A 25,872-nucleotide genomic window follows, 5' to 3' on the forward strand; every position below is an offset into this window, starting at 1 on the left:
GGTCATGCCTGACCCGCGTCTGAAACTTGTCCTCGGATCGGGCAGTCCGCGCCGCCTTGAGCTGCTGTCGCAGATTGGCGTGGTGCCCCATGCCGTGCGTCCCCCCGATATTGATGAAACGCCTGCCAAGGGCGAAATCCCACGCGCCTACGTCACCCGCATGGCCCGCGAAAAGGCGGCGGCAAGCGTTTGTGGCACGGATGAAGTCGTGCTCTGCGCCGACACGACCGTGGCAATGGGCCGCCGTATTCTGGGCAAGCCCGCCAATGCGGGCGAGGCGGCGGCGTTTCTTTACGCCCTGTCGGGGCGCCGTCACCGCGTGATCACCGCCGTGGCGGTGCGGTGTGGCGATGATATCCGCACCCGCGATGTGGTCACGACCGTGCAGTTCAAACGCCTGTCGGACACCGAAGTGAACGCCTATCTGGCGACAAACGACTGGGACGGTAAGGCAGGTGGATACGCCATCCAAGGCCCCGCAGGCGCGTTCATACCGTGGATCAACGGATCGTTCACCGGCGTTGTCGGCCTGCCACTGGCCGAAACCGCAGGCTTGCTGACGGCTGTGGGCTACCCCCTTTACGGAGGCGCACCATGAAAGGCCGCATGATCGTTCTGGACCATCTGGGTGACACCGAAGCCGCTGCATTGCTGGTCGAGGGCAAGCTGCATGACATCCTGGTTGATGATGCAGATGCCCCGCGCCCTGGTGCGATTTATCGCGCGATCTGCGACCGTCCGATCAAGGGGCAGGGCGGCATGATGTTGCGCCTACCCGAGGGCGGCACGGCGTTCCTGCGCGCGGCCAAGGGGCTTGCCCCCGGTCAGACGCTTCTGGTGCAGGTCACGGGCTACGCCGAAGATGGCAAGGCCCTGCCCGTGACGCAAAAGGTGCTGTTCAAAAGCCGCCATGCGATTGTCACCCCCGGCGCGCCGGGCCTGAACATCAGCCGCAGTATCAAGGACGATGATGCGCGCGACGAACTGCTGGCCATTGCCCATGCAGCGGACTTGCCTGATGGTTACGGATTGATCCTGCGCTCGTCCTGCCTTGGCGCTGACCCCGTTGAAATCGCTGACGATATTGATGCAATGGCCGGTTTGGCCGCTGCCGTGATGGCCGAGGCCGAAGGCAAATCAGCCGAGGCCCTGACCGATGGCGATGGCCCCCACGCCCTGGCCTGGCGCGAATGGGTCGCGCCCGCGCAGGTGGTCACCGATACGGGCGGTTTCGCGCGCGAAGGCGTGCTCGACCAGCTGGCCGCCCTTGGCGCACGTCACAAACTGGGCGAGGGCGGGATGTATGTCGAACCCACCCGCGCATTGGTCGCCGTTGATGTGAACACCGGTAATGATACCTCTCCTGCTGCGGCGTTGAAGGTCAATCTGGCAGCGGCCCGCGCCTTGCCGCTGGCCCTGCGCCTGCGCGGGCTTGGCGGGCAGATCGTGATTGATTTCGCGCCCATGTCCAAGGCGCACCGCAAACAGATCGAACAGGCGCTGCGGGCGGCCTTTCGCACCGACCCGATTGAAACGGCCCTTGTCGGCTGGACGCCGCTGGGCCACTTTGAACTGCAACGCAAACGCGAACGCCTGCCGCTGGGCGATCTGTTGGCAAAGGTGCTGTAATGGCCTGCCCGATCTGTGACAAACCCACCGATGCAAAATACCGCCCGTTCTGTTCGAAGCGCTGCGCGGATGTGGATTTGGCGAAATGGCTGGGCGGGGGCTATGCGATCCCGTCAACCGATCCCGAAGACGCCGAAAAAGCGCTTGATGAAGTGCTGCGTCAAACCGATCTACCGCCCGAAAAGCCGCACTAGACGTTTTCGCGCAAATCCCTCTGGACACCCTTGAACGGCTCGCCTAAACAACGCGCACCCACAACTCAGGTTGTTCCGGTGCCCGGGTAGCTCAGGGGTAGAGCAGTGGATTGAAAATCCTCGTGTCGGTGGTTCGATTCCGCCCCCGGGCACCAATAATACCCTGATATTGCTGGATAAATTCATTTGCGTTGATGCAAACAGAAAGCTCGAATAAGTTATACACAGTTATACACTTTGAAAGAGCTGATTTTGGCCCGAACATCGAAGGCGACAAAAAAGTCAATCGATTCAATCCAGTCGATCAAACATCTGCGTAAAGGGCTCTCCATCTACAAGACTGGTCGGAGCCCTTTTTGGTTTATTCGGCTGCGAGACCCCCTTGCTGGCAAGTACATCGTCCGGTCGTCTAAAGAGATATCCCGCCTTGATGCCATCGAAACAGCCCATGAGTTTGCTGACAACTTCCGTAGCAAGGCTAATAGCGAATTTGCCCAGCAGAAGGTCACAAGCTTTGAGCACTACGCCAAACTGCTGATGGCCTCCCAGAAGGGCAAGTCGAAGTGGTCTGACGGCGACGGCAAACTGCTAAACCGCCAGAAGGACGGCTTGATCGTCTATTTTGGCAGACATGATGTGACGAAGATCACGACTGGCATGGTCCGTGAATACTTGCTGCATCTGGATGACAACCGAGACAGGCCACTGGCTCAATCAACCAAATCCAAGCATGTCGTCATCATCCGAAAGGTCCTGTCACTGGCCGTTGAAGATGGGCTGATGAACCAACTGCCATTGATGCCGAAAATCAAGACTGTCGACACGCCCAGACATGCGTTCACGGACAATGAGTATATTCGGTTCTCAAAAGCGTCACTTGAATGCGCTGAACGGGGCGATGTCGTGAGAGGCGTTCAGATCACGACCCATCATGCCAAGATGTTCAAGTTCATCGTCCATAGCTTTCTACGTCCAACAGGAGGTGAACTGTTCGGGCTAAAGCACAAGGATATTCAATCACATTCCAGCCCAAATTATCTGGAAATGAACGTGAGGGGCGGCAAAACAGGCCAACGTACAAGTGTGACAATGCCACTGGCTAAAGCACTCTACGAAAGCATCAAGACCCCGCTAGAATGGCCGAATGTTGATCCTGAAGAATATGTCTGGATGCCCGAATACCCGAACAGAACGACAGCCATCAACACGGCTCGACGGTTGTTCAATCACATCTTGAAGGTGGCTAACTTGATTGATGCCGACCGGAAGCTTTCCCCCTATTCGCTTCGGCATTATGCGCTTCAAAGCCGCCTGCGTAGCTCTCACGGCAAGGTCAATATTCATACGCTGGCCCAAAATGCTGGCACGTCCGTCGATCAGCTAGAGCGCTTCTATCTTCACAAGATGGCCCCAACGCCGGAGATGATTGAGAACCTGCATTTCCGTGGTGAAACGAAGCCGACCCCGATCCTATCTTCAGAATCAAATGATCACCTCTCGTTTGAAGAGCATGACGAAGACTGATGGCCAACATTTGCAACATGATGCTCCGGCAAACCGCTGGCATATGGTAGTTCTAAAAAACCCAAATTTGAGCGATTTTTTGGCTGCAAAAAAAAATCGGAAAGCGTTGGGGAGGCTGCGCCCTATATCGCCGCCCCCCGGTATATAAAGCCGCTCTCAACCGCCCCCCGGGGGTGTTTCCCAAAGCCAGCGATGAACCCTTCAGCCACCCCTTTTTCAGAGTGGGGGACAGCGAAAGCGAATATTTGAATTTCTATAAAAAAGGGGGTCGTTGTTCCCGATTTTGCAGACGTAGCCACAACTTCAGAAATCTCCTGTTGTCCGACTGGCGCATCAAGAGTGACCGCCTCCTTACATAAAAGGAGATTATCATGACGTTAGAGAAACAGTTCACCCTCGCAGCGGCTGAAAAGCCCAAGTCCACCAATCCGACACACCAGCGTCGTCAGAAGTTCATTGCGGCAGTCGACAAGCAGTTTGCAGCGTTGCCCGGCGGCAACTCAACCGTGCTGTCCCGATCAAGCAACTGGGTATGGCAGTCAGATAAAGGTGAGTGGTTCATCTCACCCCGCTACGGCAAGGCCCCGCTTGAACTCGCTGAAGGCCTTCACGCTATCAAGTGTTTGGACGCTGACGATGCCGTCAAGAACTTGCAGAAGCTGAAGGCGCTGGCATCCGAGGGCAAGCTGGATGCGGTGTTGGAGGCTGCGGCATCTGAAATCCGCAGTCGGTTTGGGAAATAAACGCCGAACATCATCAATTGTCGTGAAGGAGGAAGCTTCGTCAGAGCTTCCCCCAAGCCAATCTAGATAATTAAGCACGGCGAACTTGTTCAGATCACTCGCTTGGCCAAAGGTGTTTTTGGTCTGGTCGAACAGCCGCGAGTCTTGAAATCCGGCAAATCCAATCCGATTTATGGTTTTGAATGAGGCCTGTAGAAAGATGTCAGACGCTGGCGGGAAGGTAGTTGGATTTGGAATTCATCAGTCAAAATGTTTTTGAGATCGTTTCGATCTTCATCGCAGCCGCTGCCTTGGTTTACGCTGCATTGGCTTTCAGCGCCTCAAAACAGGCACTGAAGATCACAAGAGATTCTGACACAACCGCGATGCGGGTGAAGGTGCAAGATGGACTTTCCAATGCAGAACGTAGCTTCTTGCTGCTTCAAGAGGCCTGTCAGACTACACGACGAGATTGGGAAAACCACAATAGGCAGCACCTCCCCTCACTCGGAAGCAGCTTTGGGCGCTCAATGTTTGGCGAAAGTGACGAGACTCAGCACATTTCTGCAATTGAACGATCTGGCTCTCAAGTGCTCCGCGAACTCATGGCGACAGTCCCAAAGCCCGACGTTTTGGATGCCCCCGAGCTGGAAACGTTCATCAAGAAAGCGCAATCGGCTTCGATGCAAATCGAACGGCTTAAGTTCGGATTGGAAGGCCCTCGTCCACTTCGGCTTTGACGTCCCATACCGGACATTGGTGATATCTGATGGTACTGTTACACAGCTTGGTCAATCTGTTCATTCGCCGCGAGCGCACTCTCCATGTGAAGGCAAAAGCTCACAGCTGGAGGCGGTACTGTATTCAAGAGAAAAAAGATCGTGTAGGCGTCGCCAGCGCAGCCTTTCCGTGACCTTGTGGCCCTGCCCGGAAGAAGAATACCCCGTCATGGGTCATCTGCTTTGACTTCTTCAGATAGAGGAAGATCGCACAATCGGTCATTCCCTCGAAATTGCTGGAAATCTTCATGGCATGCATCCGCGCTTCGTTTCTGAGGTCATCCTCGGACAAAATGGGCTTGTTCAGGAACATGGTCGCCACAACGTATTGCTGCGAGCCGACCACGTAGTTAGAAACTCGCGGCTCTTTACCGCCGCCTCCGCGTCTCCAACTTCGGATGCGTTTCTGGAGTTCGAGCAGCGAGGGTGGCGGCTGGTTCAGAATCGCGCAGATGATATCGAACCTATGGCGCATGGTGCCGACCGTGCTTGTGTAGATTTCTTCGACTGTCTTGGTCCACATCTGTGGTAGGCTTATCCCGATAATTTCAGCTCTTGCTCTCTCCGGATTCGGCGTCCGGTCTACCCTCACCGCATCGTCGGAATCGCGGAACATGATCCGCTTATCCGGCGGCGCGTCTCCGACGAGACAGAAACCATTGGTCAGGTACATTGACAACAGGTCCTGTTCGTCGCCGTCGAAATCAAATTGCTCGCCAATCCGGAACCGTCTGGTCAGGTAGTGAACAAACGAGACTTCCGAATCCAGAAACTTCGAGAGCATGAACAGCTCGCCTATGGAAAGGACCGGTGCCCAGATGTCGTTATTGCTCACAAGTCCGGCTTCCAGAAAAAAGTGCTTGCTGCTTGAAAGAGCGGCAAGATGTTCCAAGCACACGCTGTAGCTGAATGCGATTTTTGGCTTGTCTAGGTCGATCTTCACGGGACGTCCGCCCACTTTTTCCCAAAGCTTCGCAGTCATGCCATGTTCGTTAAGGTATCTTTGAAGCCTTTGTGACTGCTGCCAAGGTTCAACGAACAATGATTTGATGTTCTTCAGCAGGCTCATTTCCGCGCCACGTCGTGCCGCTGGGCTGATCTTGCCGGACTTCGCCTCAAATGCAAAAATGAAATTTCCGACGACTGCGACAACGTCGTTCTCGTATCTAATGCCAGTGTCCGGATCATCCCATAGCACGCTGCGGTATATCTCAGCGCTTGGCATCGTCTGTTTCAATGTTGTGGCTATCGCATCCTCAAGGAATTCGGAGCGGGCATCGCTGTACGCACCCAGCAAGTCCGTCTTGCCATCAATAAGCCGCTCAATAATCCTGAATGGGTAACTGAAAGGAAAATATTGAATTGCGAGAAAGAAGTGACCATCAGGGCGTGCGATGAACGGCTTATCCCATACAGGGTTGTCCATGACGAAATGCTCGAAGTTCTTTCCTGCCAACTCGCCGGGGCAAAGGGACAGCGATTTAATCAACGGAACGCATTCCGACCCAAACTCCCTAATCAGTTCATCTTTCTCAAGAATGAACAACCAAGGCGTTGAAAGCTCTGAGAGCTGGTAGCCCAGGTTTTTCATGTCATCAAGGGGCCTCTGTTTCAGTTTGCAGCGCTCCCACATTCGATTTGTGGTTGGGCTGAGAGAGCAGAAATACTCAATGTGCGAGATTGCTTCATCCTGAGAGACAGCCCTCATCATCTGGCCGATGTGTGACATGAAATCGTGAAGGCGCTTCGCGACCAGCTGCGAAATCCCGATCAGCATTTTGAATTGGCTAGCGAAGTCTGTAGCGACGTTTCCCTTACTGTCGATCCGTCCGAGAATATCAGCGGTGATTTCTGCACAAATGTCTTGGTCGAAGGGAAATCGGTAGTAGATCGTCTGCAATTTGGTACGCCAAGTTAAAACCTTGATGGGGTCTTTCTGGTCCAACTGATTAGATTGCTTCTTTGTGAAAGCCTGAAACAGGCGGGCCAAGGCCTTCCAGTGCTTAGAAAAATTCTCGGGCGACGTAGGCACACTGCTGGAATGGATGGGCATTGTCAGGAACAGCGCCTGAAATGCTTCCAGCGCGGCAAGTTCAATAGTTGGATATCTGTTCTTGAATACAAGGGTTTCTGTAAGGCACTGATGAGCAGTTTTTCCGAGAGCAATATCAATATCACGGCAAGCCAGGAAGGTCTCAAGTTCAGTCTTCTTAGCTTGGAATTCCGCGTCCCAGTCGACAATGCCTTCGTCTGCGTCCTCGTCCTGATCGTGCCATTGATCAGACAGATCATATCCGTGGATGTAAAGTTCGTTTTCCGCCATCGCCACGCAGTAATCCTTGTTGCAGTATGGTTTTAGCCTATCGCTTGGATACACCGGCGGATAGTGCCCCTTTGCTCATGGTCTTTCATATACAGAAAACTCAATGAAACGCCGTCACCAGTTATCCTTTAGTTTAAGCAAACCTGTCATTCGATGACCGCTTCGACACTGTTAGCAGTGTTTTTCGCACCTGCGCATAAGCCATTTACCTGCAATACATCAAACAATGTCGACGATGCTGCGTCGTGCCTTCTCGGAGTACTCAATGTACCGCTCGGTCGTCTGCAAGGACGAATGCCCTGCGAGATATTGAACATCCCGTAGCGATCCACCAACCGTTGTGATCTTCTGCGCTGCGTTGGTGATGAAGGTTCGTCGTCCGCTGTGTGATGAACAGCCGATCAATCCGAGGTCCCGATACCAGCTGCTGAACATGTTGACGATGGCTTGGGGGCTTGTCCGATCTGCCCGTTCTGTTCGGATGACGTGGCCTGCCGATGAATAGCAACCATCCTGAATTTGTTGCTGGCGCAGTTCTGACAGCTTAGCCTTCAAATCCTTGTTCAGCGGAATTTTTCGACCCGACTTACCCTTTGAAGCATCGTCAGAGAGGCTCATACAGGCCGATATCGTTCCATCTGCGTCGAGCGTCATCTCCCACCGTAGTTTGGCGATCTCCTTGGCTCTCAGCCCCGCTTTGATCGACAGCAAGAAGATGGTCTGGTTCCGAAGAGCATTTCGCCGACCCGCCAGATAGTTCTGGACTGCGCTGATCTGGTTCTTGTTTAACGTCTTTGCCTGCTTGCCTAATGCCATCTCAAACCCATGATACTTTCGTTGTATCAGGACCGTAGAACCATCAGTTCTAGATGGGCACGGTGATCACGCTAGAAACTTCCCTGTAATTCCATGTGGTTAGATGAATTGATGATATTTTGACTATTCTATCATGGGTTCGATTTCAGGCGGGAAAACAAAAACGCACCCCGACCTGAGCCGAGATGCGCTTTGCTGGAATTGGTTGTCTTTCTGAAGCCTGCAAATCGGAGCCACAGGTGCAGTTTTGTATCGGCACAATCAATCAGGAAATCTGGTGATTATCTCTCCACCATTTTGAGTCTCAAAGTGCCCATCGGTACGTTCGACAAGGATTTCGTTGCCTCGGCTTGACAGCCAGCGCTGCTGACTTTGCCCGTCTATCATTCGCTCCTGCTTGATAACGTCGATGATGTCGCCTCGTTCACCCAAGCACTCTACGACTTCAATATCTTCCCACATGGGGTTTCCCTCCTTCAAATTCCCTCGGCTTCAAATCAAATGAAACAGAAAATTGATTGACCAAGTCAAGTCCTCTAGCCGCAGTCGGCGTAGCGCTAAGATCGTTTTGTCTGAATTTCTTCACGGACTTCGTTTCTGCAGGATGCTGCGTTGCCGACTTCTTTCAGCTAAATCGGCCACATGACTACCCTAAGGTTGGGCACCCTTAAGATTGAAAGCCCCTACCGGAGCCTCCCTACTCAAGAGTTTCTGAAAATCACCGCAGGAAAGGAGCTTTAGCTCAACGAACCAGATGCGTGTTCTCGACGTCCCAGCCGTCGATAAACTTGGATTTCGTGATGTAGCTGATCCAGCCAGAGCTATAGATGGGCTGCAGATCAACCTCATGATAGCCCCACCGTGTTTTGGACCAACAATCGACAACGGCCTCGTGGCATGCGGCAGTTGTCGGAAAGGGGTTCTTCATCGCCAGATGGTAATGCAGACGACCAGAGCAAGATGCTTCCAGCATCGAGATCACGGCAACCTTCTTGCCAAACCGTTGGGCTGCGTTGCCAAACGCCTGCTTGTTCAGCCGATTGAGGAAGTGCCGTAAGTTTTTTGCCGCCTCGATCCGGTCAAGCGTGGTTTGCCCGTCCTGCTGCTTCAGAGTCAAAGTCACGGCGAGATCATACTGTCGGGCGTGATCAATCAAGAAGTCCCGAAGAGGGGTGCGAAGGTCGGGTTGCAAGGGCTGAAGTCCACAATAACGAGCGATTGCAAGTATTTATGGCTTCTGTCTGTTTGGGTGATCCGCTGCCCTTTTCAGAATGTGGGGCAACTAATGTGAATATTAGTATTCTTATAAAAAAAGAGGTCGTTGTCCCCAAAGGAAAACTATGTGTAAGTATACAGCCAATCGTAATCTTCCTCGGAGTATTCAAATCCGTGGCGGGCGTCGAGAGAGGGCCAAGGTGCTGTTTCAGCACGCGCATCCACGATTGATTGCATTCTCCGAAGAGCCGATCTGTCTAGTGTGTAGTGTCTGATTTTTTGCGAACCCACTTTCGTACTGCAAATGTATTCTTGCCTGAGCCCAACCAAGTTCAAGACTTGCTGCATGTGCTGCATTGGCTTCGTCTTGAAGTCTTTGCGTAAGTTGAGGTCAAACTGACCTTCAACAAATTTCTTGAAATGCAACGAGAGGTCAACAAACGCTTCTAGATCGCCGTGTGAGTATGTGACGCTAGGATTGAATTGCCCATTCTGATAGAACGGTGTTGTTTCTAGAATTAGATGCAGAAGGGCCGCACCAACCTGACGGTCAGGAATAACCTTTACATGAGTTCGTTGCACGTCATCCTGCTTATCTGTTGGCAGTTTTTTCTTGAATTCAGTGCCACCCTTGGAAGCCTGGGCAAGCGCCTCAAACAAAAGTACTTTTAATCGATACGTCTTTGATATGTCGAGCTCCAACATCTCAGGCGACGCATCTGCGCGATAGAACAACTCAAAACTAGTCCGCTTCAGGTCATAACGCTCGGATTCAGTAATTGGGCTATCTTGAAAGTTTAAACGACGCTTCAGTTTCTCAAACGCAACATGATTGAGCACTGTAGCTGATGTCACCTTCTTTATTTCTTCAGCTTTGCTTCGCAATCGACCATCCTTGAGCAGCTGCTTGCCGTCTTGCGCTAGACTGTCGTCCTTGTCGACTATCCCAATGTCCCAGCCTTGATCCAATTTGTGGCGTATGAAATTCGCCTTCAGATTGTTTTTGGATGCACGGTTCTTGACGGTCGTTTGTGCCGCCATCGTCAAAAAAGGGTCTTCATCGGCAATTGACTTACGGTCCCGCCACCTGAACCCATACCGGATTCCAGTTGCCAATTCTGTCCGTAGCAAGTCGTCTACAACAACCTCGAACTCAGTCTCAAAATTGAAACATTGCGGGCTGATCCAGACGTAGACCTCCCTAGGATTGCGCACCCGCGCAAGCTGTTGGTCGATCTCAAAATGGTTCGTTATTCTGGCTTCAAACAGACCAAAAACGCAGTCGATTTCCTGCGTTTCATTTGGGAATGAGATGTCCACACCTGTCCCCAACGACGGCGAAGACAAGATGACGCCGTAGTCTAGAATGCGATCTCGGATGTTGGTGATAAAGCCCTGAACGCTTTCAGTCTTTGAGTTGGCTGACGTGATGCTGAGATGTGGAATATCGACATTTGCCTGTTTTGCGAGGGCTTCCACGGTCTTGGCTATCGCATCGACGGTCTTCTTCGAATTTGATGTAACGAATACGCGCTTGCCCGCCAGAATATCTTGCTTCAGTTTTGCAACGAGGTGCGGCTGGCTCTCATACATGTGCAATTTGCGGTTGGCATCTTTTCTCTCGTTCAGCACAATTTGAATGGGCCATTCGGGTTCCTTCGCTTCCGGCCCTTGCCCCTCTTCAAGGCTCAATGACTTAAGCATGCGTATGGTATTGAAGCTCGTCCAGCCAAGGTCGGCATCAAGGACAATAACGTGTTTTGCCATGCGGATAAGTCTGAAAAATACCTCAAATAATCGGTTTCTGGCGGCACCGACCGTGCTTGAAAGAAAGTGTCCAAGGACTTGCTCAACTTCATCGATCACAACGATATCGTACCGCATCTGATCTACACGCCACAGGCTATCAAGACAGACACCATAACTGCGCTTCTTTTCAGCCTTTACATTGGCACCAAGACTTTCTGGGTAGTCCAGATAGCAATTCAGCCCAAGACGTTCGCACAATTCGCCAATCAATGCTTGGCGATGGCCAATCAGCAGCACTTTTTTTGATGGGTCTTCCTGCTTTGGGTCAGGTTGAAGTGCACCATCTGCAAAATTTATTTCTGTCTCCAAAGCATCGGGCGCAGGCTTCAACAGGTTCTCTAGAAATGTGGTCTTGCCGCTTCCTTTAGGGCTTTTGATAAACGTCACACCATTCGTGATTGACTCAAGTCTCATGTCGGGACCCTCGAAATAGGTGCCGTCTTGAAGACTGATGTTGTGCGGTTTGATGCCGTGAGGCTCCATGAACCTCTCTAGCGCCACAAGCTCGTTATCGCCTTTATAGAAGGCGCCTGACTTGATGGCTTTAATGAAGTCGTCAAAGTCGTGAAAGTTGTATCGTCTAGGGCGAGACGCTGATGAATGCCACGTTTTCTGGCAAGTCGAGCAATGGAGATATCGCCCATCGCGTTTTCCAGAAACGAAAGCACTTGGATGATAATCCACGTGAAATGGGCAATGAACCTGCTTGTGGCCAGCGATGTTCCCGAATGTCGCTGTCGTTCCGTCGGAAAGTACGATCGTTTGTTCCGGCTTAATCTTTGCGAGAGATCGGTTCGGCACCGGGAACGTTCTTGCTCTTGAGTCGCTAGCGACTTCAAGGCGACCATCCAGAATGAGTTCATCAAGCAATTCACTCGATAGCGTTGACCCCAACTGTTTTGACCAACCACCCTTGGACCCAAAGAAAATTCTTGCTGGATCAGTGGCTGAGGGATCGCCACCGAGCCGTTCCGTTAAAGCACGAACGGCAAATCGCAATTCTTGCGGGTCTTCGATTGTTCTGGGGAGCACAAACACAAGGCGGAACCGATGATTGGCCTGCGTGTGTGATGCCGTAGTGTAGATAAGGGATGCGTGGTTCTGAACGAGATCAAGTGCAAGGCAGTCTGAAATCGTTAGCCCGCCATCGAAGTCGACTGCAAGAAAGTCAGACGCAACGAAGTTCTTCGCGCTGCGTTTTTCGTCCCTGTATTGATAGCTGAAGGCAATGCCGAGCTTGATCGTTTCTTCTAGCTCATCAAGCGTCGCCTCAAATGCTTGAAACCCCTCGCGGAACCAAGCTTTGTCGGTATGTTTTGCCTTATCAACAAGTTTCGGGTTGAATGACAAATTGATGAGTTTTTCTGACGACAACCGAAGGCCCCCTATTGGTCGTTCATATGACGGTTGCTGTGATCAAGCGCAGCTTCAATCCATCTTGTTAGTTCTGTCGCCTGAACGCCAATCCCGTACAAATAGCCCAACTTAACGCATCGAATTTTGTTGTGCTTCGCCTCGCAGCACATGTTCCATCATTCGCAGCAAGGCATCATGCATGCCCTTCTTGAAGTCGTCATCGGACGCATATTTCTTATAGAGATCAATCTCACGCCGACGCTCGCTCCGCATAGCTTTTTCAAACAAGGCTTCACTGGCGATGCGACGGTTCTGCTCGTCCGGATTGCCGACAACCTTGTCTTGGAACGCCGGGTCCGCCATTGCGTGTTTCAGGATATTGACCAGCTTCACCCGCTGCTCTTCTGGCGTGGCATCCCAGCCCGTAAAATACCGTTCATTAAACGCTGCAATGATGAGATCAAGCGGGTCCTTGTCGGGGTCAACGTGCGCACTGCGCGGGTTGGGGTTTGGAGGTTCCAACTCACTGTCCGCGTCGTCCAAGCCAATGGTGTATCCGATCTTCACCCGCTCCAGCCCGTAGGTCGTCAGGTCGACGCTTTCCAGCAAGCCGTTGATTTCATCTTGATCAGGGTCCTTGACCTTCAGTTTGGGGATCAAGAACTTCAGGAACCAATGCAGCATCTCCCAATTCGCATTGGTGAACGGGATGATGCAGGCCACCTGCGCATAGATTTTGACGAACTGCTTGGCTTTGATCTTGATGTCGGGCTTTTGGGCTTCCTCTACTTGATCAAACCGCTCGGCTACCGTGTCCAGTAGTGGTGACAACTGATCCGCATCGACAGAGGCGAAGAACTTTTCGTTGAACTCCACCACCTCCGGCCAATCAAAGATGCCAGTGTCATCCAGCGCGTCTTTCAGATCGTGCAGCACGTTCACATCCGTTGGTTCGCTCAAAGCTGTTGAGGTATAGAATGGATCGAACGCATCCTTGATGTCTTCCACAGTATTGTGGAAATCGAGGATGAATGTCTCTTCCTTACCCAGCTTGTTGTTGCAACGGTTCAGGCGTGACAACGCCTGTACAGCCAGAACATGTTGCAGCTTCTTGTCCACATACATCGTGGTCAGCATCGGCTCGTCAAATCCTGTCAGGAATTTGTTGGCAACCACTAAAATACGATATTCGTCAGTCTTGAATTTTTTGGGTATGTCGCCCCCGGGGAAGCCGTTGAGCGTGTCTTCGGTGTGCTCCACACCATCGATCATCTTCTTGCCCGTAAACGCAACCAAGGGCTTGTATGGACTCCCAGCATCACGCAGGGCGTCTCTCAAGGCGAGGTAGTACCGGATAGCAGACTCGATGTTCCGAGTGACCACCATGGCTTTGGCTTTGCCCTTCAGCTTCTTGGGCCGCACGACGTTGCTCTCAAAATGTTCAAGCATGATGGCAGATTTTGTCTTGATCGTCGTGGGATCAGCCTCAACGTAGGCCCGCAGCTTGCTTTGGGCCTTCTTAGTGTTGAACTCTGGATTTTCATCAACAGACTTTTGCAGTTCATAATAGCTTTTGTAGGTCGTGTAGTTCTTCAACACATCAAGGATGAAGCCTTCTTCAATTGCCTGTTTCATTGAATACAGATGGAAGGGCACGAACTTGCCATCGCTGTTCTGACGGCCAAATCGTTCGAGCGTCGTGTTCTTCGGTGTGGCGGTGAAGGCGAAGAACGAGGCGTTAGCCCCCATCTTGCGGGCTTCCATCGCGGCGAGGATTTTGTCCTGCAAGTCCTCTGGTTCTTCCTCGTCACCGCCCCCGCTGATAGCCTCGTTCATCTTGTCGGCGGCACTGCCCGATTGGGATGAATGCGCCTCGTCGATGATCACTGCAAACTTGCGGTCAGACAGATCGGTGATGCCATCAAGGATATGGGGGAACTTCTGAATCGTAGTGATGATCAGCTTCTTACCGTTCTCCAATGCGCTTTTCAGCTCGGACGAGCTGAAGGCATGGGCGACGACGTTCTTCACTTCGGAAAACGCCCGAATGTTGTCCTTCAACTGCTTGTCCAGCACACGGCGGTCAGTGACGACAATGACGCTGTCGAAGAGGTTCTGTTCCCCTGCCGCATCATAGGTTTCGATAAGCTGATACCCGAGCCATGTGATCGAGTTCGACTTGCCCGACCCTGCCGAATGTTGGATCAGATACCTCTGCCCAACCCCGTTGGCCCTGACATCGGCCAGCACCTGCCGCACCACGTCCAACTGGTGATAGCGGGGAAAGAACAGGGTCTTTTTCTTCTGGCCCGTCTCTGGGTCTTCTTCCTCAACAAGCTTGGCAAAATGCTCAATGATGTTGGTCAGGCCGTGGCGTGTCAGCACTTCTTCCCAAAGATAGGCCGTCTTGTGGCCCGTCGGGTTGATCGGGTTGCCCTTGCCGTGGCCGTCGCCCTTGTTGAAGGGTAGGAAATAGGTGCTTTTGCCAGACAGTTTGGTGGCCATGAACACCTCGTCGGTATCCACGGCGAAATGCACCAGACTGCGCCCGAACTGGAACAGCGGTTCGCGGGGGTCGCGGCTTTGGTACTGCTTGCGGGCGTGAGAGACGTTTTGCCCCTTCCACGGTTGTTTCAACTCCATCGACACGATGGGTAGGCCGTTCATGAACAGGACCATATCGACTGATGGGTTGCTGTCCGTGGTCGAGAAATAGACCTGACGGGTGACCGAGAAGATATTGGCCTCAAACAAGCGCGTCACTTCGGGGGTTTTGGTGTTGTAGGGCAAACGGTAGAGCAGCTTCAGGTGCGCATCATCTACATTCAGACCCTTTTTCAGAACCGCCAGCACACCGTCTTTCTTGATCTTGCGATCCAGCCGTTCCAGCACGATGCGTTGCCAGTTCTGGCGGGGGCGCAGCTTGTCGAGTTCGTCCGATTGCGTGGCCTCAAGGAAGGCCCAAAGCTGCGTCGTGTCGATGGCAAGATCAGCGTCGAAATCAGCGGTGTTGCCCTTGATGTAGCCGCCCGACAGAAAGGCAGTCTCGATCAAGTCTTCCAAGGCTTTTTCGCTTGTCTCGCTGACCATCGCTACATCCCTTGCTTAAATCTTGATTTTGCCCGTGACCGCATTGGCGATCAGGGTTTGTTTGAATTCGTTGAGGGTGGAGATTTCCGATTGAACAACTTCATCCAAGCGATGATGTTCCGCCTTGATCGAAGCAAGTTCTGCTTGGATGGAATATTGTTCTTCATCCGGTGGCAAAATAACTCTGAGTGAACGCACTTTGCCGACACTTAACTGCGGCAGTGCCGCACCCTTAACAGTCGGCCCATATTGTGCGGCAAGGTAGTCAGCACCGAGTGTGCCGACGAGAAACTCAGGGGTAACCCCTTGCTTTGGGTTAATAACACACAGCGAGTCGAGAATTCCTAGCCGAACTCCAAAAGGTAGAACTCGCGTTGCTCCAATTGTGCCTTTCCTTGAAAAGACGATTGACCCTCTTCTGAAACCACAACGACGCTCTTGTTCTAAAACGGTTTTTTCCGAAACCCGGCGTGGAGTATCAATTTCTATATCGTCCCAACCAATGAATTCTTGGGTTGAGATGAACGGGAAACCTTCATCTACGTATTCTGGGTTTCGGTGGCTAGGATTTGGATCGATCACTTCAGCTACAGCCATCAAGGGAACGATTTTCCAATGTGCAGGTATCTCGCCGATCCAGTCTACGCCGCTGTCTTTCATGGGGGCGTCGGGGTTCAGGCCCTTGGTGACCGCACGGTTGATCAGGATGGCCTTTTGCTCGTTCAGCAGCTCGATCAACCGCCGCTTTTTGGCAATCGCCGCATCAATCTCGGCGGTTTTTTCGTCAAGAAAACGCACGATCCGGTTTTGGGTGTCGAGGTCAGGAACCAGTACCGGCATGCGCTTGAAATCAACATCTTTGATTTGCAGGGAGTTTGGCCGAATTCCTTGCATGAGACCGGTGTAGCCCTGCACATAGCTGTGGCACCGAAGAAGGTGATGTGCATATCGAGGTATCAGTGATGGATGAATATTGTAGGCTCGATAGGCTGGACTGACATGACCCTCAATCTCTGAAACTCCCAACCCAGTATGATTCAGCCACATCGTATTGACGACTAATTGGCTTGGTCGAACAACCCGATAGTCGGCTAAATCCTTGTCTTCACGAATCTGGCCTTCGCTCTCATATTTCTTTTCTTCAATACCACGGTAACCAGACACGGAGAGCATCGACCCAACGATGTTCTTTCCGTTTTTCTCGCGGCTTACTGCAAAGAGCCCTGCAAGCGGCTTAATCTCCCAATGCATTGGGACCCCGCCCAGCCACGGCACTCCACTCTCCTTGTAGCTGTCGTATCTGGGTTGCCCGTCCAGCATCACACCTCCTCCGCCAGCAGGCGATCCGGTGACCAGATCAGGCTGGCCAAGGCGCTGTAGAGTTCGGAACGTTGTTCGATATCGTCCCCATCAAATTTTTCATGCGCCTCGAATGCCAGCCCGTGCCTCTTGATGGCATTCAGCACACCGGGATTGTTCTGGTAAAAATTAGGGTGCAATGAGTGGGTCAGCGCATTGGCTTTGAGGTAATGCGGCAGCTTCTTTTCATAGCTGTAATCCCCCAAGCTGGCGTTCACCTTTTTGGGCAGCAAGAGCAGCCCGCCGATGTAGTTGCGCCATTCCTCGAATGCGTGGGCGTCCTCGAACTCTTCAGCGAACATCTCAAACTTGTTGGCAAGGATATGTTCGACCTCGTAGGCGTTCTTGCCTGACCTGACGATGTAATCCTCGTATCTGCCCGGCTCTCCCGCCTGCTGTTCGAGCCAATCGGTAAAGCGGGCCAACATGCGTTGAACTGTTTTGCCGTTGGTTTTTGTCAGCCCAAAATTGCCGGTAAACCTGATTTCGACCATCTCTTCCAAAAGCCGCTTGTGCAGCACGTTCCGCAATTCGGTAAGTGATTTTCCACGGACACTGCGGATAACGGTGAAGGCCGCATACTGCATGTGCGAGTAGCTGGTCATTTTGAAATTCCACAGACGGACATTCAGCCAGCTGTCAATAAAGTCAGCGACCAGACCCATCTTGGCCAAGGCTGTTTCCTTGTCGTCATCGACGTTTACTGCCGACAAGATGATGTGGTGCTGAAGGGTGAAGCCCGCATCTGCGTTGTATTTGACGCTCTCCAGCCCCTTTTTGCGGGTGGCAGACGCTTTGAGCAGTCGCAGGTAAAGGTCCGCAAAGATGCGCATGTTCTTAATGACGAACTGATAGAAGTCCTCACCGGAGTTCAGCCCCACCTCTCCCTCATGGTTCTTTACCCAGCGGTGATATTCGGTTCCGATCAGCTCGAAGTCTTCGTTTTGGGCCTCTTTCTTCCGCTCCCTGATTTTTTTGGCGTACTGGGACCTGAGCCATGCTTTAAAGAAATCCGACTCTGTATTCTCGCCATGTTCGGCGAATTTGGTCAGATAGGATTTGATCAGCTTGTCTGCTTCCAGCCGTTTGCCGGGGTTCTCGATGTTGGCCAGCAAATAACCTTTGAGCATGTCAGTCGGGGTCAGGGACAGCCCCCTGTCGTTCATCGTCTCAAAGATCGTGTATGCGTCCCCATCGTCATTGGCCGTAATCTCGATCAGCTTCACGTTGCGGATGATCCACCAGATGAACATGTGCAGCGCATCAGGCTCCATATCGGTCGGGAAGATGTCGGCAAGGTCATCGTAACGGTCCACAAGATTTCGGACGGAATCCGATTTGCCTTCTGGGTTGTAGCTGTCACCGTTCAACAGCGCTGACATGCAGTCGTTGCGTTCGGGAATGTCGAGTTTGAATTTAGGGCCGCCCGGGTCCTCGTCGTAGACCAACTGTTCGATCTTGTTGACCTTCTTGGCGTGGTCCTTTTGCAGGTGGTTCAGGTAAATCAAAAGCAGCGTAAGGGTGGTGATACGTTGCTGGCCATCCACGATATTGCGCACGTCACCCGCCTTGCTGATGACGATGGAGCCGAGGAAATATTTCGATTGCTTTTCTAGCGGTATGCCGGGGCCGTAGGTTTGTGAAAACTGGCCGTAGAGGTCATCGACAAGTTCCTGAAGCTGCTTGCGCTTCCAACGGTATTCCCGCTGATAGTAGTCGATGCCGAACGCCGATCCAGACAGCAGCACTTCGAGGGTTTTGTCGTCGCCTTGAATATCCTGCATTACACGGCCTCACTTGTCAGGCTGACCAACCGCTTCAACAGACCGTCGGTTTCTTTTTCCAGCTCAAGGATGTCCCGAGCCACTTCATTCAAGTCCCGCAGCGGCTTGTGCTGATAGAAATACCGGTTGAAGCTGATCTCATAGCCGATCTTGACCGTTGCGATATCAAGCCATGCATCCTTCACATGTGGCCGGACCTCGCGCAAAAAGTAGGCATGGATATCGTCTTTCAGCGGGACGTTTTCGCTATCACGAAGTTCGCTGTCGCTTTCATATTCGATGAATTCCCCAGCCGTTTTGGTTGGCCAGTAGCCATGGTCAGGCAGTGTTTCCACCGTTGCGCCCAGCTTGGCCAACACATCCTTCAGCTTGTCACCCGCCAGCTTGTGCCGCTTCTTGATGACCTTTTTGGCAGTCTCATCCCGCCACGATACCGCATTCAAGATTTGGTTCTTTTGTGCGGCCGCCAGTTTGACCTTGCGGGATTTTAGATCGGCGTCGACCGCAGCGGTGAAGGCGTTGAAGTCGTCACTGACCTCCTGCCCGATGCTGGCCATAAGCCGTGCAGCCTCTTCCATGATTTCCCGCTGAGCCACCCATGTTTTGGGATCAAGCAAGGCTTTGCGGTTCTTCGGCGTCAGCGTGATTTCTTCTCGTTCGATGTAATCTTCGATGGCTTCGCGGTGGGATTTCAGGTCGGTGTAAACATCTTCGCCATAACGATCCCAGACCCAAGCCATGATTTCTTGCAGGCCCGGCGTGAACCGTAGGGTCGCAATCCGTTCCGGCGTGAATTGCGCTTTCTTGCGCAAGGGACGTTCGACTGTGACCTTGTGGTAGCCAAAATCCGCATTATCGAAAACCTTCGAGACACCCTCATCGGCAAGCGACATGTAGAGTTCAGTAATTGCGTCAATGTGCTCATCGGCCAGATCGCAGTTCTTTTCTCCCAAGTTCTTGCGGCGTTTGGTGTACATTTCAGATGCATTGATCAGTTGGACCTTGCCCCGCCGACCAGCAGGTTTGTTGTTTGTGACGACCCAGATGTATGTCGTGATGCCTGTGTTGTAGAACAGGTTGTTGGGAAGCTGGATGATGGCCTCCACCATATCATTCTCAATCAGGTATCGGCGAATGTTGCTTTCGCCGCCCCCTGCATCACCAGTGAACAGCGATGATCCGTTGTGAACCGAAGCGATGCGGGAACCAGCGGGGCTGTCTTGCAGCTTCCGCATCTTATCGACCATCTCCATCAGGAACAGCAGTTGCCCATCAGATGATCGAGGCGTGGCGTCACACATTTCGACTGTGCCGTCATAGCCTTTCAGTTCGACTTTGAACCGTGGGTCAAGCACATCCTTGCCATCCTTGATGAACTTTAGGTCGGTCTTCCACGATTTGCCGTAAGGCGGGTTTGACAGCATGAAATCGAAGGTCATGGAGGAGAAATCATTGGTGGCCAATGTCGAACCAAGCTTGATGTTTTCTGGGTTGTTGCCCTTGATCATCATGTCTGACTTACAGATCGCAAATGTCTCTGGATTCACTTCCTTGCCGTAAATGTAGACACTCGCAGACGACTTGATGCCGCCTTCAGGATCGACGATGAAATTCTGCGCTTCGGTGAGCATCCCACCCGAACCACAGGCGGGATCGTAGACAGTCAACACTGGCGGTAGTTTGTCCTTCACCGGATCGAACAACAGATGCGTCATCAGCTTGATGACTTCACGAGGCGTGAAGTGCTCACCTGCTTCTTCGTTGTTTTCTTCATTAAATTTGCGGATCAGTTCCTCAAACACATATCCCATGCCAAGGTTCGTCAACGCAGGCTGAACACGGCCATCGGGACCACGTTTGTCATTCGGCGTAAGATTGATGTCCTCGGCGACGTATTTTTCGATCACATCAAACAACACATCCGCAGCAATCATCTTGCGCACTTGTGTACGAAGATCAAAGTTTTCGATGATCTCTTTCACGTTGTCACTGAAGCCGTTGAGGTAGGCATCCATGTTCGCTTCAAGCTGTGATGGATTGCCGAGCAACGACTTCAAGGTCCATTCGGAGGTGTTGTAAAACACATAACCAGATGCATCCCGTAGCCCTGCGGGGTCCAGTTCAGTCAGACCCGCATCTTCGGTTTGGAACTTCATCTCATCGCGGACAGCCTGTTTAGTTGGCTCCAACAAGCAATCCAACCGACGCAGCACAAACATCGGCAGGATGACATCACGATATTTGCCACGAACGAACACGTCACGAAGGCAGTCATCAGCGATGGACCATATGAAACTTACGATCTTGTTGTGGGAGGCTTGGTCCATTGCTGCTCGATCTTCCTTATTCAATACTCTTCTGGTTGCACCACCCTTGTTAACCAAAGCTGAACCGATACGAAATGTGTTTTGTGATGCGGGTGACACATGCACACAAGAACTCTTCGTCTATCGACACATGACAGCCAAAATATGGCGACAAAACCCCCTGCGAAAAAACTGCTTGGTGATGGATCATCAGTTGGAGAGCTTTTGTTGAAAAAATGTGCGTGTGACCTCAAACGGGGGATTTTCCGTGTTCGGGAGTCGGACAATAACTGGCGAAGAAAACTGCATTCACACTGGCAGAGCAAGCCCTTGTGAGTTCTTTCGATGGTTTACTAGGAATACTGTTCATCAACAAAGTTGGTGGCAGCTGGCGGCAATCTACACTAACTTTCGAGGCTCAGTGCGATAGAATGTCCTGCCTATCCCGAATGAAATATAAAACAGGCTTGGGCGCCAAAAAAATCAGGGATGAATCCCTCAAACGTTTCGCCATCCGGAGAGTAATAGATGTTGAACGACTTTCTTGAACACGGATCACATGTAGGAGTCGTCCTGTGCTTTTACGCTGCATGCGTCTATTTTGGGTTTCTTCAACGATTGCAGCAACCACCTAATATCGCGCTCGATCCTCCCGTTCTCCAAAACACAATCGGGTCCATTTTTCAGTTGGCAGCCCTACCCGCAAATCTTTGGATTGCGGTGTATCTGGCTCAATTCCTAGGTTTGTTTTGGGGAGTACTTGCCGGAATGGCTTTGTTTGCCCTCAGCGCTATACTCGGTGTGGCATTAAAACTTGGTGGAAAACTCATAGGGTTGCATGTCATTCTGGGCTTGCTAGCGCTGGTCATTGGTTACTTTTTAACTATCGCAAGTCTGTTTGACTAACTGACACTGTTCAGTATCGGTTTGCACCAAGTGCCCAAACTGGCTGACAATGGACAGTTAACAACGAGTATTTTCACATGATAGCAGAACTTGCGTCCGCATAATTGTTAAATATCAGATACTTGCCATGTATGTCAGGCGTTTGAAACTAAGAGTTATACACAAGATTATACAACAACACGTAACTCATTGATATTTAATTTGGTTATGTGATTGAAAATCCTCGTGTCGGTGGTTCGATTCCGCCCCTGGGCACCATTGAATCACAGACCCGGCTGATCACGCGATTTCTCGGGTTCTGAGAAACTTGCGTATGGGCATTTCATCGTGATCACGGCGAATCTGGCAGGCATTACCGATGCGCCCGCATTCGCGCGCGACATGTAGCCCGCCACCTTTGACGCGCTGAAAACATAACCACGCATTGCGTGCTTTACATCCCAAGCCCCCTTGTTGAAAAACCTATCAACAGGGGAGGCGCGGATGTGGCAGTTTTGGGTTGATCGCGGCGGGACGTTTACCGATATCGTCGGCAAAGCGCCCGATGGCCGGTTGCACACCCATAAATTGCTGTCTGATAACCCCGAAAGCTACGCCGATGCGGCAGTGCAGGGTATTCGCACGCTGCTGGGGTTGGGCGCGGGCGATCCTATTCCACCCGGTCAGATTGATGCCGTCAAAATGGGCGCGACCGTGGCCACGAATGCCCTGCTCGAACGCAAGGGCGAACGCACCCTACTGTTGATTACCAAGGGCATGCGCGACCTGCTACGCATTGGTTATCAGAACCGCCCGCGCCTGTTTGATCTGCATATCGTGCTGCCCGAATTGCTATATGATGATGTGGTCGAGGTGGATGAACGGCTGGCCGCCGATGGCACGGTGATTACACAACTAGATACCGGTGCGGCCCGCGCGGCCCTGCAGGCGGCCCACGAACGGGGCTATCGTTCGGTCGCGATTGCCCTGATGCACAGCTATCGCTTTGCCGATCACGAAAAGGCGCTGGGCCAGATCGCCCGCGACACCGGCTTTACCCAAACCTCGCTGAGCCATCAGGCCAGTCCGCTGATCAAGATCGTCGCGCGGGGCGATACGGCGGTGGTCGATGCCTACCTGTCGCCAATCCTGCGCCGATACGTGGCCCAGGTGGCTGATGCCTTGGGCGCGACGACTGGCGGGTGCGACCGGCTGATGTTCATGCGTTCGAACGGCGGGCTGACCGATGCGGCCCTGTTCGAGGGCCGCGATGCGATCCTGTCCGGTCCGGCGGGGGGCGTGGTGGGAATGGTGCGCACGGCGGCGGAGCTTGGGTTTGACCGGCTGATCGGGTTCGACATGGGCGGCACATCAACCGATGTCTGCCACTACGCGGGCGCATTCGAACGCAGCTTCGAGACCGAAGTCGCCGGTGTGCGGATGCGCGCGCCGATGATGTCGATCCACACGGTCGCGGCGGGGGGCGGATCGATCCTGTCCTACCGCGACGGGCGGATGCAGGTTGGCCCCGAAAGTGCGGGGGCCAATCCTGGCCCTGCCGCCTATCGCCGTGGCGGGCCGCTGACCGTGACTGATTGCAACGTGCTGCTGGGCAAACTGCACCCCGATCTGTTCCCGCCCGTCTTTGGACCTAACGCCGACCAGCCGCTTGATGTGGAGGCTGTGCGCGCGAAATTTGCCGACATGGCGCGCGTGATCGGTGGCGATATGTCGGTCCAGGATATCGCCGAAGGGTTCCTGCGGATCGCAGTCGCGAACATGGCCAATGCGATAAAGAAGATCAGCGTCCAGCGCGGCTATGACGTGACCAAATACACGATGAACTGTTTTGGCGGGGCAGGCGGGCAACACGCTTGTCTGGTCGCCGATGCCCTGGGGATGCAAAGCGTCTTTATCCATCCCTTTGCCGGCGTTTTGTCGGCTTTTGGTATGGGGCTGGCCGATGTGCGCGCCATGCGCGAGGCCCAGTTTGGCAAGGGGTTTGATGCTTTGGATGCGGCGGCCAAAACCTTGGCCGGTCTTGTGGTAGACGCCCGCGCAGAAGTGGCGGGGCAGGGCATTCCCACGGCGCAAATCAGCCTCGTCAAAATGGCGCATATCCGCCCCGACGGTGCCCAGCAAACGCTGGCCGTGCCGTTTGGCGCGCCCGATGATATGGCCGCCGCCTTTAAAACGGCCCATCAGCAACGGTTCGGTTTTGTCCCGCAGGGCGCGCGCCTGATCATCGACATGCTGACGGCCGAAGCCATCGGCGCCACGGGCGAACCGGTGAACCTGCCCGACCCGCAAGGCACCAGCGGCCCCGCACAGACCCGGCCAATGTGGTCGCAAGGTGTGCAAGTGGATGTGCCTGTGGTCGATCGCGCGACCCTGCGCCTGGGCGATACCGTCGATGGCCCCGCGATTATCACCGAACCCACCGGCACCAATGTGCTGGAACAGGGCTGGCGGGCCGAATGTCTGTCGGGCGGCAATCTGATCCTGCGCCGCGTGATCCCTTTGCCGCGCGAAATGGCGATTGGCACCCGCGTCGATCCGGTCATGCTCGAGGTGTTCAACAATCTCTTTATGTCGATCGCCGAACAGATGGGTGCGACCCTCGCCAATACGGCCTATTCGGTAAACATCAAGGAACGTTACGATTTTTCCTGCGCGATTTTTGACGCAGCGGGCGATCTGGTCGCCAATGCGCCCCATGTGCCTGTGCATCTTGGGTCGATGTCACAAAGTGTGCGCACGGTGCTGCGCCAGAACGCTGGCAAGATCCGCCCCGGCGATGTGTTCATGATGAATAACCCGTTCAACGGCGGCACCCATTTGCCCGATGTCACGGTGATCACGCCGGTGTTTGCGGACGGTCGCATTGCCTATACCGTCGCCAGCCGCGGCCATCACGCCGATATCGGTGGCAAGACCCCGGGGTCCGCCCCGCCCGACAGCCGCACGATTGACGAAGAAGGCGTGCTGATCGACAATTTCCTGCTGGTCGCCAAAGGGAAACTGCGCGATAGCGAAACGCGGGCATTGCTGGCCTCGGGGCGCTATCCTTGCCGCAACGTTGATCAGAACATGGCCGACCTTGCCGCGCAAATCGCCGCCAATGCCACCGGCGTCGCCGAATTGCAGAAGATTACCCGCCAGTTCGGGCTGGATACCGTCCACGCCTATATGACCCATGTGCAGGACAACGCCGAAGAAAGCGTGCGTCGCGTGCTGGACGTGCTGCACGACTGCGAATTTACCTATCCGCTTGATGGCGGTGACCAGATCAAGGTCGCGATCAATGTTGACCATGACGCCCGCGCAGCGACCCTTGATTTCACCGGAACATCACCGCAGAACCCGTTGAATTACAACGCCCCCTTGGCGATTTGCCGGGCGGTGGTGCTGTATGTGTTCCGCACGCTTGTGGGCAGCGACATCCCGATGAACGAAGGCTGCCTCAAGCCGCTGAACCTGATCGTGCCGCAGGGATCAATGATCAATCCGGCTCACCCCGCCGCCGTGATTTCCGGCAATACCGAAGTGTCACAGGCCATTGCTGATACGCTGTTTGGCGCGCTGGGGGTGATCGCGGGCAGTCAGGGAACGATGAATAATTTTGTCTACGGCAACGACACTTATCAGAACTACGAAACCATCTGCGGAGGCACCGGCGCGGGCGACGGGTTTCACGGCACCAGTGCGGTGCACAGTCATATGACAAACACCCGCATGACCGACCCCGAAGTGCTGGAAACACGGTTCCCCGTGCGGGTCGATGAATTTTCGATCCGTCACGGCTCGGGCGGCCAGGGCCGTTTCGCGGGGGGCAATGGTATTACCCGCCGCTTGCGTTTCCTTGAGCCGATGACGGTAACGGTGCTGACCTCGCACCGGATTGTGCCGCCGCATGGGGCGGCAGGCGGGGACACGGGTGCGCTGGGCGAAAACGCTGTCGAACGCGCGGACGGTCGCGTTGATGCATTGCAGGGTAACGACGAAACACAGGTGGCTGCGGGGGATGTTTTCGTGATGAAAACGCCGGGCGGCGGGGGCTATGGTGCCCCATGAAAGGACC

At 53.4% G+C, this 25,872-nt stretch carries 18 protein-coding genes and 1 tRNA gene; 9 read left to right on the top strand and 10 right to left on the bottom strand.

Features of this window, described 5'->3' with window-relative positions; translation table 11 throughout:
* Positions 1–4 precede the first annotated feature (4 nt).
* The 7 genes from FTO60_RS04205 (at position 5) to FTO60_RS04235 (ending at position 4,809) form a co-directional block, all read left to right on the top strand.
* Positions 5–598: a nucleoside triphosphate pyrophosphatase gene (locus FTO60_RS04205; RefSeq protein ID WP_148054796.1), complete on the top strand. Its 594-nt coding sequence runs from the start codon at positions 5–7 to the stop codon at positions 596–598.
* A complete protein-coding gene (locus FTO60_RS04210; RefSeq protein ID WP_148054797.1) occupies positions 595–1,629 on the top strand; it encodes a ribonuclease E/G in 1,035 nt (344 codons plus the stop codon). Before FTO60_RS04205 ends, FTO60_RS04210 begins: the two co-directional genes overlap by 4 nt.
* Positions 1,629–1,823: a DNA gyrase inhibitor YacG gene (locus FTO60_RS04215; protein WP_148054798.1), complete on the top strand. Its 195-nt coding sequence runs from the start codon at positions 1,629–1,631 to the stop codon at positions 1,821–1,823. The genes FTO60_RS04210 and FTO60_RS04215 overlap by 1 nt, the downstream gene beginning before the upstream one ends.
* Positions 1,824–1,903: 80 nt before the next feature.
* Positions 1,904–1,978, top strand: a tRNA-Phe gene (locus FTO60_RS04220).
* Positions 1,979–2,060: 82 nt separating this feature from the next.
* Positions 2,061–3,347 carry a site-specific integrase gene (locus FTO60_RS04225; protein WP_254696882.1) on the top strand — a complete coding sequence of 429 codons (1,287 nt, stop codon included), beginning with the start codon at positions 2,061–2,063 and terminating at the stop codon, positions 3,345–3,347.
* Between the two features lie 371 nt (positions 3,348–3,718).
* The gene (locus FTO60_RS04230) at positions 3,719–4,090 is read left to right on the top strand and encodes a hypothetical protein (protein WP_148054799.1); all 372 of its coding nucleotides are present in this window, start codon (positions 3,719–3,721) and stop codon (positions 4,088–4,090) included.
* Between the two features lie 230 nt (positions 4,091–4,320).
* A complete protein-coding gene (locus tag FTO60_RS04235) occupies positions 4,321–4,809 on the top strand; it encodes a hypothetical protein (RefSeq protein WP_148054800.1) in 489 nt (162 codons plus the stop codon).
* A gap of 124 nt (positions 4,810–4,933) precedes the next feature.
* Here the strand turns inward: FTO60_RS04235 and FTO60_RS04240 are convergent, their stop codons facing one another.
* The 9 genes from FTO60_RS04240 to FTO60_RS04280 form a co-directional block, all read right to left on the bottom strand.
* Complete coding sequence (locus FTO60_RS04240; RefSeq protein WP_148054801.1) at positions 4,934–7,177, bottom strand: hypothetical protein; 2,244 nt, start codon at positions 7,175–7,177, stop codon at positions 4,934–4,936.
* 213 nt (positions 7,178–7,390) lie between these two features.
* The gene (locus tag FTO60_RS04245) at positions 7,391–7,987 is read right to left on the bottom strand and encodes a site-specific integrase (RefSeq protein WP_148054802.1); all 597 of its coding nucleotides are present in this window, start codon (positions 7,985–7,987) and stop codon (positions 7,391–7,393) included.
* A 261-nt stretch (positions 7,988–8,248) separates the two neighbouring features.
* Positions 8,249–8,449 carry a hypothetical protein gene (locus FTO60_RS04250; protein ID WP_148054803.1) on the bottom strand — a complete coding sequence of 67 codons (201 nt, stop codon included), beginning with the start codon at positions 8,447–8,449 and terminating at the stop codon, positions 8,249–8,251.
* A 280-nt stretch (positions 8,450–8,729) separates the two neighbouring features.
* Positions 8,730–9,104 (bottom strand): hypothetical protein, encoded by a 375-nt coding sequence (locus FTO60_RS04255; protein WP_172623798.1) that lies wholly within the window; start codon positions 9,102–9,104, stop codon positions 8,730–8,732.
* Positions 9,105–9,325: 221 nt separating this feature from the next.
* Positions 9,326–12,385, bottom strand: coding sequence for a plasmid replication protein, CyRepA1 family (locus tag FTO60_RS04260; protein WP_148054805.1), 3,060 nt, complete (start codon positions 12,383–12,385; stop codon positions 9,326–9,328).
* Between the two features lie 111 nt (positions 12,386–12,496).
* Entirely contained in the window at positions 12,497–15,457 is a 2,961-nt protein-coding gene (locus FTO60_RS04265) for a type I restriction endonuclease subunit R (RefSeq protein WP_148054806.1), read from the bottom strand.
* Positions 15,458–15,472: 15 nt separating this feature from the next.
* Complete coding sequence (locus FTO60_RS04270; RefSeq protein WP_148054807.1) at positions 15,473–16,777, bottom strand: restriction endonuclease subunit S; 1,305 nt, start codon at positions 16,775–16,777, stop codon at positions 15,473–15,475.
* Positions 16,777–18,600, bottom strand: a complete 1,824-nt coding sequence (locus tag FTO60_RS04275) for a DUF262 domain-containing protein (protein ID WP_148054808.1) — start codon at positions 18,598–18,600, stop codon at positions 16,777–16,779. The genes FTO60_RS04270 and FTO60_RS04275 overlap by 1 nt, the downstream gene beginning before the upstream one ends.
* Complete coding sequence (locus tag FTO60_RS04280) at positions 18,600–20,927, bottom strand: class I SAM-dependent DNA methyltransferase (protein WP_148054809.1); 2,328 nt, start codon at positions 20,925–20,927, stop codon at positions 18,600–18,602. The genes FTO60_RS04275 and FTO60_RS04280 overlap by 1 nt, the downstream gene beginning before the upstream one ends.
* Before the next feature lie 507 nt (positions 20,928–21,434).
* Between FTO60_RS04280 and FTO60_RS04285 the strand changes: the two genes are divergently transcribed.
* Positions 21,435–21,812: a hypothetical protein gene (locus FTO60_RS04285; protein WP_148054810.1), complete on the top strand. Its 378-nt coding sequence runs from the start codon at positions 21,435–21,437 to the stop codon at positions 21,810–21,812.
* A 263-nt stretch (positions 21,813–22,075) separates the two neighbouring features.
* Here FTO60_RS04285 and FTO60_RS17605 read toward each other — a convergent pair whose 3' ends face one another.
* Positions 22,076–22,237, bottom strand: a complete 162-nt coding sequence (locus FTO60_RS17605; protein WP_172623799.1) for a hypothetical protein — start codon at positions 22,235–22,237, stop codon at positions 22,076–22,078.
* Between the two features lie 58 nt (positions 22,238–22,295).
* On the opposite strand from FTO60_RS17605, the gene FTO60_RS04290 reads away from it, so the two are divergent.
* Positions 22,296–25,865, top strand: coding sequence for a hydantoinase B/oxoprolinase family protein (locus FTO60_RS04290; RefSeq protein WP_148054811.1), 3,570 nt, complete (start codon positions 22,296–22,298; stop codon positions 25,863–25,865).
* The last annotated feature ends 7 nt before the right edge of the window (positions 25,866–25,872 follow it).

The organism is Octadecabacter sp. SW4, from assembly GCF_008065155.1.
Lineage (GTDB): Bacteria > Pseudomonadota > Alphaproteobacteria > Rhodobacterales > Rhodobacteraceae > SW4.